Origin of the sequence: Mycobacterium sp., from assembly GCF_025933915.1 — a bacterium.
Classification (GTDB): domain Bacteria; phylum Actinomycetota; class Actinomycetes; order Mycobacteriales; family Mycobacteriaceae; genus Mycobacterium.
Map to the genome: position 1 here is coordinate 1 of NZ_JAICZA010000157.1, position 10,661 is coordinate 10,661.

At 68.3% G+C, this 10,661-nt stretch carries 10 protein-coding genes and 1 pseudogene; 5 read left to right on the plus strand and 6 right to left on the minus strand.

What is annotated here, in order from left to right:
• Positions 1-2,383 (plus strand): circularly permuted type 2 ATP-grasp protein (locus Q0W90_RS19960; RefSeq protein ID WP_297776140.1); only part of this gene is annotated, 2,383 nt, incomplete at its 5' end.
• Positions 2,384-2,534: 151 nt separating this feature from the next.
• Here the strand turns inward: Q0W90_RS19960 and Q0W90_RS19965 are convergent.
• From Q0W90_RS19965 to Q0W90_RS19975, 3 genes are read right to left on the minus strand one after another with little or no spacing between them, the layout of a single operon-like run.
• On the minus strand, positions 2,535-3,215 hold the full coding sequence (locus Q0W90_RS19965) for a DUF6629 family protein (protein WP_297776142.1): 681 nt from the start codon (positions 3,213-3,215) through the stop codon (positions 2,535-2,537).
• Between the two features lie 56 nt (positions 3,216-3,271).
• The gene (locus Q0W90_RS19970) at positions 3,272-4,327 is read right to left on the minus strand and encodes a putative zinc-binding metallopeptidase (protein WP_297776145.1); all 1,056 of its coding nucleotides are present in this window, start codon (positions 4,325-4,327) and stop codon (positions 3,272-3,274) included.
• Positions 4,320-5,273 (minus strand): transglutaminase family protein, encoded by a 954-nt coding sequence (locus Q0W90_RS19975; protein WP_297595086.1) that lies wholly within the window; start codon positions 5,271-5,273, stop codon positions 4,320-4,322. The genes Q0W90_RS19970 and Q0W90_RS19975 overlap by 8 nt, the downstream gene beginning before the upstream one ends.
• A gap of 103 nt (positions 5,274-5,376) precedes the next feature.
• On the opposite strand from Q0W90_RS19975, the gene Q0W90_RS19980 reads away from it, so the two are divergent.
• Entirely contained in the window at positions 5,377-5,766 is a 390-nt protein-coding gene (locus tag Q0W90_RS19980) for an MmcQ/YjbR family DNA-binding protein (protein ID WP_297595085.1), read from the plus strand.
• A gap of 46 nt (positions 5,767-5,812) precedes the next feature.
• On the opposite strand, the gene Q0W90_RS19985 is transcribed toward Q0W90_RS19980, so the two are convergent.
• Together Q0W90_RS19985 and aspS are read right to left on the minus strand one after the other, a co-directional pair.
• Positions 5,813-6,259, minus strand: coding sequence for a nitroreductase family deazaflavin-dependent oxidoreductase (locus tag Q0W90_RS19985; RefSeq protein ID WP_297595084.1), 447 nt, complete (start codon positions 6,257-6,259; stop codon positions 5,813-5,815).
• A complete protein-coding gene (aspS, locus tag Q0W90_RS19990; RefSeq protein WP_297595082.1) occupies positions 6,256-8,049 on the minus strand; it encodes an aspartate--tRNA ligase in 1,794 nt (597 codons plus the stop codon). The genes Q0W90_RS19985 and aspS overlap by 4 nt, the downstream gene beginning before the upstream one ends.
• Positions 8,050-8,093: 44 nt before the next feature.
• On the opposite strand from aspS, the gene Q0W90_RS19995 reads away from it, so the two are divergent.
• From Q0W90_RS19995 to Q0W90_RS20005, 3 genes and pseudogenes are all read left to right on the plus strand, one after another.
• Positions 8,094-8,981, plus strand: a complete 888-nt coding sequence (locus Q0W90_RS19995; protein WP_297595118.1) for an oxidoreductase — start codon at positions 8,094-8,096, stop codon at positions 8,979-8,981.
• A gap of 9 nt (positions 8,982-8,990) precedes the next feature.
• A pseudogene (locus tag Q0W90_RS20000) lies at positions 8,991-9,499 on the plus strand (SRPBCC family protein).
• A gap of 9 nt (positions 9,500-9,508) precedes the next feature.
• A complete protein-coding gene (locus Q0W90_RS20005; RefSeq protein ID WP_297698539.1) occupies positions 9,509-10,387 on the plus strand; it encodes a neutral zinc metallopeptidase in 879 nt (292 codons plus the stop codon).
• A 109-nt stretch (positions 10,388-10,496) separates the two neighbouring features.
• Here the strand turns inward: Q0W90_RS20005 and Q0W90_RS20010 are convergent.
• Positions 10,497-10,661: dihydrodipicolinate synthase family protein (locus Q0W90_RS20010; protein ID WP_297776151.1), on the minus strand; the 165-nt coding region annotated here is incomplete at its 5' end.

Consider the following 10,661-nt stretch of genomic DNA (forward strand, 5'->3'; position numbering starts at 1 on the left):
CATCACCTACACCGACGTTGAGCCCGGCGGTCGGGGCCAGGAGCCGAGGCCGTGGCAGCTGGACACCCTGCCGATCGTGCTGTCTGCGGCCGACTGGGAGGTGCTGGAGGCGGGGCTGCTGCAGCGGTCCCGGGTGCTCGACGCCGTGCTGGCCGACCTCTACGGACCGCGCAGCCTGCTCACCGACGGCGTGCTTCCCCCCGAGCTGCTGTTCGGCCACCCCGGTTACGTGCGCGCTGCCAATGGAATCGAGATCCCCGGGCGCCACCAGCTCTTCATGCACGCCTGTGATGTCAGCCGCCGACCGGACGGCGTCTTCGCCGTCAACGGCGACCGGACCCAGGCGCCGTCGGGCGCCGGTTATGCGCTGGCCGACCGGCGCGTCGTCGCGCACTCGGTTCCCGATCTGTACGAAAGGATCGCGCCGCGACCGACAACCCCGTTCTCCCAGGCCCTGCGGCTGGCGCTGATCGACGCGGCGCCCGACGATGCCCAGGATCCGGTGGTGGTGGTCCTGTCCCCCGGCATCTATTCCGAAACCGCCTTCGACCAGGCCTATCTGGCCACCCTGTTGGGCTTCCCGATGGTGGAGAGCGCGGACCTGGTGGTGCGCGACGGCATGGTGTGGATGCGTTCGCTGGGCACCTTGAAACGCGTTGACGTGGTTCTGCGCCGGGTGGATGCCGACTATTCGGACCCGCTGGATCTGCGCGCCGATTCCCGTCTCGGGGTAGCCGGCCTCGTGGAGGCCCAGCACCGTGGAACGGTGACCGTCGTCAACACGCTGGGCAGCGGGATCCTGGAAAACCCTGGGCTGCTGCGCTTCCTGCCCGCGATGGCCGAACATCTGCTGTCGGAAACCTTGCTGCTGCCCAGCGCGCCGCTCTACTGGGGCGGCATCGCCGCCGAGCGTTCGCACTTGCTGGCGAACCTATCGTCGCTGTTGGTGAGGTCCACCGTCGAAGAGAAAACGCTTGTCGGACCGACACTTTCGCCTCCGCAGCTGGCGCGGTTGGCGGCTCAGATCGAGACGATACCGTGGCAGTGGGCCGGCCAGGAGCTGCCGCAGTTCTCGTCCGCGCCGACCGACCACGCCGGTGCGTTGTCATCGGCGGGAGTGGGCATCCGTTTGTTCACCGTCGCACAGCGGGGCGGCTACGCGCCGATGATCGGCGGCATCGGCTACGTGCTGGCGCCCGGGGACGCCGCCTATACGTTGAAAACCATTGCGGCGAAAGATGTCTGGGTGCGACCGACCGAGCGGGCGCGGGCCGAGGCGATCAGCCTGCCGAGCGCGGAACCGCCGGTGAAGACGGCCGCGGGCACCTGGGGCGTCAGCTCCCCGCGGGTGCTGTCCGACCTCTTCTGGATCGGTCGCTACGGCGAGCGCGCCGAGAGCATGGCGCGGTTGCTCATCGTCGCCCGCGACAGGTTCCACGTGTACCGGCACCACCAGCACAGCGAGGAAAGCGAATGCGTGCCGGTGCTGATGGCCGCGCTGGGCCGCATCACCGGAACCGACACCGCGGCCGACGGCGACGGCGCCAGTGACGGGGCCGAAATGATCGCCGTCGCCCCCTCGACGCTGTGGTCGCTGACCGTCGACCCGCACCGGCCCGGCTCCCTGGTGCAGTCGGTGGAGGGCCTGGCGCTGGCCGCCCGGGCGGTGCGCGACCAGATGTCCAACGACACCTGGATGGTGCTCGCCGCGGTGGAACGCGCGCTGGCACTCGACAGCGAACCACCGGACTCGCTCGCCGAGGCCGACGCGTCGCTCACCCGGGCCCAGACGCAGACGCTGGCCGGGATGTTGACCCTGTCCGGGGTGGCCAGCGAGTCGATGGTGCGCGACGTGGGCTGGACGATGATGGACATCGGCAAGCGGATCGAACGCGGCCTGTGGCTGACGGCGTTGTTGCAGGCGACGCTGACCGTGGCGCGCGGTGCCGCCGCTGAACAAACCGTCATCGAGTCGACGCTGGTGGCGTGCGAGTCCTCGGTCATCTACCGGCGCCGCACCGTGGGCAAGATCAGCGTGGCGGCCATGGCCGAGCTGATGCTGTTCGACGCGCAGAACCCTCGGTCGCTGCTGTACCAATTGGACCGGCTGCGCGCCGATCTCAAGGACCTGCCCGGTTCGTCGGGGTCGTCGCGCCCGGAACGGCTGGTGGACGAGATCGGCACCCTGTTGCGCCGGTCCCACCCCGCCGAGCTGGAACGGGTGAGCGACGATGGGCGGCGCAACGAGCTGGCGCACCTGCTCAGTTCGGTACACACCGAGCTGCGCAACCTGGCCGAGGTCATCACCACCACGCAGCTGGCCTTGCCCGGTGGCATGCAACCGATTTGGGGCCCCGACGTGCGCCGGATGATGCCCGCCTAGCCGGACGACGATGCAGCCCGCGAAGCGGGGTGAGGAGGAGTACGGCAATTCGGCCTAGCCGGACGACGATGCAGCCCGCGAAGCGGGGTGAGGAGGAGTACGGCAATTCGGCCTAGCCGGACGACGATGCAGCCCGCGAAGCGGGGTGCGGTCACGCGTTCGATGTCACCCGATCCGCGGCGACACCGTGGTAGCGATGTGGATCGGACAGTCGCCGACGCCGCACCATGTGCACCAGTGCCAGCACTGACAGCGTGGCGGCGTAGATGCACCACAGTGACGCGAACGCGTGCACGTAGAGGACGGCGACCACGATCAGCCCCACCAGGTTCGCTATCCCGAACACCACAATGGAGCGATACCCCGACATCAAGGCCGGCCCGATGACAGCGATGACGTAGAGCACCGCCCACACGTAGCCGCCGTGAACGCCGGTCTGGTACTGCAGCGCATGGGGACCTCTCGTCACTTTGACTGGTTCGGTGAGCACGATGACAGCCAGATAGACCGACACGACGGTGCCGAGCACCGCAAAAGGTGCCACCCGTAGCCGGGCACCGCGCGGTTCCAACATCAAGATCGCCCACGGGACCAACGCGGGAAGCAGCGGCAATGCGATGAAGACATAGGCGAGCATCGCCAAGTGGGCCATCCCGGGGGAGACAACGCCGTTGGGCCACACAGCCGCCTCGATGAACTGGTGGGCTGCGAACACCGTCGGCAACAAAGCAAATGGGACTTCGCGCCAGTGCTTCACTTCATGCAGGGTCGCCACCGCGACCGGTACGAGGGCGGTACCCACCACCAGATCCGCCGTTATCGAGAAGCACATCGCCGCAGTGTTCCCATTTATGCCGCTGCGAATCTCGCCACGGTCCCAGGCGCGACTCAGCCGGCCACAGACGTGGGACCCCGGGACTCCGACGTCGCGTCGTCGACGACGGTGTGGATGAATTTCATCTTCTCCAGCACCGCGGCCGGCAGCACGAACGGGTACAGGTCGTCGTGACCCATCGACCGGTTCACCATGTTCAGTGACCACGACAACGGCAGCCACATGTCGATGATCGTCTGAAAAGCGCTGGGCCCTAGCGCCGGCCGATCGAAAGTGGCCGACGCCGCCGCCAGTCCGCACCACGCCGAGGTGTCCAGCGCGTCCCGGATGTGCAGGTAGTGGGCGAACGTCTCGGCCCAATCCTCGCTCGGATGCATGGTGGCATAGGACGAGACGAACTGGTCCTGCCAGCCCTTCGGTGCGCCCTCGCTGTAGTGGCGGTCGAGCGCCTCGGAGTAGTCGGCGTCGGGGTCCCCGAACAGCTCGTTGAACCGCTCCAGGTGGTCGCGGTACGGGGCGATCAACCGGTAGAAGTAGTAATGTCCGATCTCGTGGCGGAAGTGCCCCAGCAAAGTCCGGTACGGCTCGTCCATCTCGACCCGCAGCTGCTCGCGGTGCACGTCGTCACCCTCGGCCAAATCGATTGTGATGACGCCGTTCTCGTGCCCGGTCATCACGTTCTCGTGTGCGCTGGACAGCAGCCGGAAGGCCAGCCCGTAATCGGGATCCTTGTCACGCCCGACGATGGGCAGCTTCAGTTCGTGCAGCTCGGCGAGCAGTCGTCGTTTGGCCGCTTCCGCCCGGGCGAATTCGGCCAGCCCGACGGTGTCGGCGTCGTTGGGCCGCTCGGTCGTCAGCGCGCACGACGCGCAGAGCAACCGGGGGGTGTTGACCGACACCAGCCAATTGCATTCGGCCAGCAGTAGATTCGCGCATAGCTGATACTCGCCGGCGGGAACGACGCCGGCGTGCTCGGTTGCTTCGTCGTCGGAGATCACCAGCAGCGCCATCTGGTCGAGCGAAAATCCCAGCGCGCTGCCGCAATTCAGGCAGGTCGAGTTCTCGAACGTCAGGCGCTGGCCGCAATTGGGACAGGTGAAGTCACGCATGCAAGGAATCGCCTTCGCCAGAGTCCGGGTAGGGCACCACGTCAACCGCGACATCGATAACGCTGCGCTCGGAGTCGGTGTAGATGATGCCGCGCAGCGGCGGGACATCCGCATAGTCACGGCCGCGTCCCACCACGATGTAGCGCTCGTCGACCATCTGGTCGTTGGTGGGATCGAGCCCCAGCCACTCGAATTGGCCGGGATCCTGCGGAGTCCACACCGCGGCCCAGGCGTGCGTGGCGTCGATGCCGATCATCCGATCCTTTCCGGGGGGCGGGTCGGTGGCCAGGTAGCCGGACACGTAGCTGGCCGCCAGGCCGTTGGCGCGCAGGCAGGCGATCGCCAGCCTGGCAAAGTCTTGACATACCCCCTCCCGGGCCGCCAGAACCTCCTTGACCCCGGTGGAAATCGTCGTCGACCCCGACCGGTAGGTGAAGTCGGTGAAGATTCGCGACGCCAGGTCGCGCAGCACCTCGATCAAGGGCCGCCCGGGCGTGAAGCTGGGCGCCGCGTACTCGCGGACCTCGTCGGTGATCTCCGGCGGGTTCAGGTCCAGGGTGAACTCGGCCGCCAGCGCCCCGACGCGCCCGGCCGGCCGGGCCTCCTCCCACGGCCGGACCGCTGGTCCGCCGGCGTACAGGCCCGGCGCCGGGGGGTAGACGTCGACGATGGAATCGCTGACCACCGTCAGGACGCTGTGCGGTTCGGTCACGTGGAAGTAGGAGCTGATGTTCCCGTAGGTGTCCGTGCTGGTGGAGCTGTCGGCGGGGGCCGGCTCGATGGTCAGCTGGTGCGCGACGCGACGCTGCCGCAACGAGTCGCGCGGGGTCAGGAAACCGCGTCCGTAAGAGCTGGTCACGATGTCGGAGTAGCGGTACTCGGTGCGGTGGGTGACCCGATGCCGGCGGGCGACCGCGGCATCGACTTCCCTCGGAGCTTCGGCCACAAGGCCGATCACATCACATGCAACGGCGCCGCGCGGGCCGCCGGGTCGCCGAGCGTTTGCCGATACGACGGCAACCGCGCCGAAACGGGAGCACAATCGAGGAGTGGCCACGTGGGACGACGTCGCCCGCATCGTCGGCGAGCTGGCCCTCACCTCCGAGCCGTCACCGCACGACTGGCGGGTCGGCAAGAAGCTGCTGGCCTGGGAGCGGCCGCTGCGGCCCTCCGAACGCGAAGCGCTGGCCCGCAACGACCCAGAACCGCCGCGCGGCGACATCCTCGGGGTTCGGGTGTCCGACGAAGGCGTCAAGTTCGCGCTGATCGACGACGAGCCGCAAACCTACTTCACCACCCCGCATTTCGACGGCTACCCCGCGGTCCTGGTCAACCTGGCCGAGATCTCGGTGCGCGACCTCCAGGAGCTCATCACCGAGGCGTGGCTGACGCAGGCGCCGCGAAAGCTGGTGCAGGAGTTCTTGGCCGACTCGCGATGAGCTTCACACGTGCCGAGGGCACCGCCGTCCGCGAGGCGCCCACCGGTTAGGCCCGGATGAGCTCGAACAGCGGAATCATTCTGGTGGTCTTGGCCTGGTACTCGGCGAAGCCGGGCGCCGCGGCGGTGACCTTGTCGAAGAGGTCGCCGCGCTCGTCGGGCGGCAGCTCGCGCGCGGTCACGTCGAACGCGGCGATGCCCGATTCCGACCCGACCTCCACGCGCGCCCGCGGGTCGGCCCGCAGGTTGTGCACCCAGGCCGGGCTGACCGGGGCGCCGGCGAAGGAGCCGATGACGATGAGCTTGCCGTCGATGCGGAAGTAGGCCAGCGGCGATACCCGGGGCTGCCCGGACTTGGCGCCGGTCGTGTGCAGCAGCAGCAGGTCGGCGTTGGCGAATTGGCCGCCGACCTTGCCACCGTTGGCGCGGAATTCGTCGGCGATGGCCGTGTTGAACGCGTTGATCGTTTCGGTGTCCGGGAACTGTTGAGTCATGTCTCGTCAACCCGCTTGGGTTTGGCGTCTATTCCGGACTCCTTGCGCTGCTGGGCGGTGATCGGCGCGGGCGCGTCGGTGAGCGGGTCGACGCCACCGCCGGTCTTCGGGAACGCGATCACCTCACGGATGGAGTCGACCCCGGACAGCAGCGCGTTGATCCGATCCCAGCCGAACGCGATCCCGCCGTGCGGAGGCGCGCCAAAGGTGAACGCTTCCAACAGGAATCCGAACTTTTCCTCGGCCTCGGCGTGGTCCAGTCCCATCACCGCGAACACCCGCTCCTGGACATCGCGGCGGTGGATACGGATCGAGCCGCCGCCGATCTCGTTGCCGTTGCAGACGATGTCGTAGGCGTCGGCGAGCACGCCGCCGGGGTCGGTGTCAATGGCATCCTCGTGGTCGGGCTTGGGTGAGGTGAAGGCGTGATGCACCGCGGTCCACGCCCCCGAGCCGACGGCCACGTCGCCGGCGGCGGTCGCGTCATCGGCGGGCTCGAACAGCGGCGGGTCCACGACCCAGACGAACGCCCACGCGTCGGGATCGACCATGCCCAACCGGTGGGCGATCTCACCGCGGGCGGCCCCCAGCAGGGCCCGCGACGGCTTCGCCGGACCCGCGGAGAAGAAGACGCAATCCCCCGGCTTGGCGCCGACGTGCGCCGCGAGGCCGTCGCGTTCGGCGTCGCTCAGGTTCTTGGCGACCGGACCGCCCAGCGTGCCGTCGTCGGCGATCAGCACGTAGGCCAGCCCGCGGTGCCCGCGCTGCTTGGCCCATTCCTGCCAGCCGTCCAGCGTGCGCCGCGGCTGCGAGGCCCCACCGGGCATCACCACCGCACCGACATACGGTGCCTGGAAGACGCGAAATGTGGTGTCTTTGAAGAACTCTGTGCACTCGACGAGCTCGAGCCCGAAACGCATGTCGGGCTTGTCGGAGCCGAACCGTCGCATCGCGTCGGCGTAGCTGATCCGCGGTATCGGCGTCGGAAGCTCATACCCGATGAGCGCCCACAGCGCGGAGAGGATCTCCTCGGAGATGGCGATGACGTCCTCGGCGTCGACGAAGCTCATCTCCATGTCGAGCTGGGTGAACTCCGGCTGGCGGTCGGCGCGGAAATCCTCGTCGCGGTAGCAGCGCGCGATCTGGTAGTAGCGCTCCATCCCGGCCACCATCAGCAGCTGCTTGAACAGCTGCGGACTCTGCGGCAGGGCGTAGAACGAGCCGGGGTGCAGCCGGGCCGGCACCAGAAAGTCGCGCGCGCCCTCCGGGGTCGAGCGGGTGATCGTCGGTGTTTCGATCTCGACGAAATCGCGCTGCGCGAGCACCGCACGCGCGGCGGCATTCACCTTGGAGCGCAAGCGAATTGCGTCCGCCGGGGCGTCGCGCCGCAAATCCAGGTAGCGGTATTTCAGGCGCAGTTCCTCGCCCGCGGGCTCGTCGAGCTGGAAGGGCAGCGGCGCGCTCTCCCCCAACACGGTGAGCGACGTGGCGTTGACCTCGATGTCGCCGGTGGCGATCTCGGGGTTGGCGTTGCCTTCCGGGCGGATCTCGACGACGCCGGTGACCGCGACACAGAACTCGGCGCGCAGCCGGTGCGCCTGGGCCAGCACGTCTTCGGCGCGGAACACCACCTGGGCGATTCCGGAGGCGTCGCGCAGGTCGATGAAGATGACGCCACCGTGGTCGCGGCGGCGGGCCACCCAGCCCGCGAGCGTCACCTGCTGCCCGGCGTCGCTACTTCTCAGCGAACCGGCGGCGTGGCTGCGCAGCACAAAAACACTCCCCTTCACGTTGAACGACTGATCAGTCTAAGGGGCGGTGTAATTTCGCTCCTATCGCCACGAACATCGCCCTCGTCGGTCCCGGCGCCGTCGGTACGACGGCCGCCGCGCTGCTGTATCGGGCCGGACATTCGGTCGTGGTGTGCGGCCGCAGCCCGCGCGAGAGCATCGAACTGCGGCCCGACGGCGCGGACCCGATCGTCGTCCCCGGCCCGGTGCGCACCGACCCCAGCGAGACACCCGGGCCGGTGGACGTGGTGCTGCTGGCCGTCAAAGCCACCCAGAACGAGCAGGCGGCCGCCTGGCTTTCCCGGCTCTGCGATGTGCACACCATCGTGGTGGTGCTGCAAAACGGCGTGGAGCAGGTCGAGCAGGTGCGGCCGCACTGCCCGCAATCCCCCGTCATTCCCGGAATCGTGTGGTACTCGGCCGAAACCCAGCCCGAAGGCTGGGTGCGGTTGCGCGGCGAGCCGGCCCTGGTGCTGCCCAGCGGTCCGTCGGCGGAGGTGGTCGCCGAGCTGCTGCGCGGCGCCGGCTGCCGGGTGGACTGCGACCCCGACATCATCACCGCGGCCTGGCACAAGCTGCTCACCAACGCGCTGGCCGGGTTCATGGCGCTGTCGCGGCGCCGGTCCGGGATGTTTCGCCGCGACGACGTCGCCACACTGTCGCGCCGCTATGTCGCCGAATGCCTGGCCGTCGCGCGCGCCGAGGGCGCCCGTCTCGCCGACGGCGTCATCGATGAGTTGGTCGACATGTTTCGCAACGTTCCCGAGGACATGAGCACGTCGATCCTCACCGACGCGGAGCATCGCCGCCCGATGGAATGGGACATCCGCAACGGGGTGATCGTCCGCAAGGGCCGGGCCCACGGCCTGCCCACACCGATCAGCGACGTCGTGGTGCCCTTACTGGCCGCGGCCAGCGACGGCCCCGGCTAAATTGGTGCCATGTTTCCCTGCGAGCGCGTCGACGTGGACTTCATCGACTCGGCGCCATTTGCCTTCCGCAACAGCGTGGACCTGGCCATCACCCCTGAGCAGCTGTTCGAGGTGCTTTCCGACGCCGGATCCTGGCCGCGCTGGGCTGAGTTGATCGCAAGGCGAGCACCGCGGTGACCTGGACCAGCCCCGAGCCGCGCGGCGTCGGGACCACCCGCATCGTCGAGATGCGCGGCGGCATCGTCGGCAATGAGGAATTCCTGGCGTGGGAACCGTTCACGCACATGGCTTTTCGCTTCAACGAGTGCTCGACCAAATCCGTGGCGGCCTTCGCCGAGGATTACCGGGTCGAGGTCATCCCGGGCGGTTGCCGGCTGACGTGGACCATGGCCCAGAAGCCGGCCGGGGCGGCGAAGCTGGCGATGGTCGTGGTCGGACCCCTGCTGAACCTGGCCCTGCGCCGCTACCTGCGCAACCTGCGCAACTACACCGACTCCCTTGCGACCCGGCAACGTTAGGAGCGCCTCATGACCTTCAACGAGGGCATGCAGATCGACACCAGCAACGCGTCGTCGTCGGGCGGCGGCGGGATGGGAATGGCCGTCGGGGGCGGCGGGCTCGGGCTGATCATCCTGCTCGGAGCGCTGTTCTTGGGCGTCGACCCGGGCCGCGTCATGAACCAGCCGCAGACGAACACCGGCGGGTACTCGGCGCCCGGCTTCGACCTGAGCCAGTGCAAGACGGGTGCGGACGCCAACAAGTACGTGCAGTGCCGCGTGGTCGCCACCGGCAACTCCGTGGACGCGGTGTGGCATCAGTTGATGACGGGTTACACCCGCCCTCATGTCCGGCTGTTCAGCGACCAGGTGAGCACCGGTTGCGGACCGGCCACCACCGACGTCGGGCCGTTCTACTGCCCGGCCGACCAGACGGCATACTTCGACACCAGCTTCTTTCAGGATGTACTCGTCAAGCAGCTTCATTCCAGCAACGGGGCTTTCGCACAGGAATACGTCGTCGCCCACGAATACGGTCATCACGTGCAACAGCTGCAAGGCGACCTGGGCCGCTCCCAGCAGGGAGCCAAGGGCGCCGGCGGCAACGGCGTGCGCACCGAGCTACAGGCCGACTGCTACGCCGGCATCTGGGCGCACTACGCCGCCACGGTCAACCAGAAGGACGGCACGCCGTTCCTGAATCCGTTGACCGATGACGACATTCGCGACGCGCTGTCGGCCGCCGCGTCGGTCGGCGACGACCGCATCCAGAAACAGGCGACCGGGCACGTCAACCGCGAAAGCTGGACCCACGGTTCGGCCGAGCAGCGCCAGCATTGGTTCACCGTCGGCTATCAGACCGGTGACCCGAACCAGTGCGACACCTTCTCCGCACCCAACCTGGGCTAGCCCGACGACGATGCAGCCCGCGCAGCGGGGTGAGGAGGAGTAGGGCAATCGGGCCGCCGTACGACGATGCAGCCCGCGCAGCGGGGTGAGGAGGAGTAGGGCAATCGGGCTACGCCAGTAGGCGTTTCAGCTCGGCGCGGCCCTGCTCGTCGAGCGGCAGCAGCGGCGCACGCGGGTCTCCGACCGGGAAGTCGAGCAGCTCCAGGCCGGCCTTCACCGTGGTGGCCAGGCCGCCCGCGACGATGAACTGCAGCAGCGGCTTGAGATCGTCGTA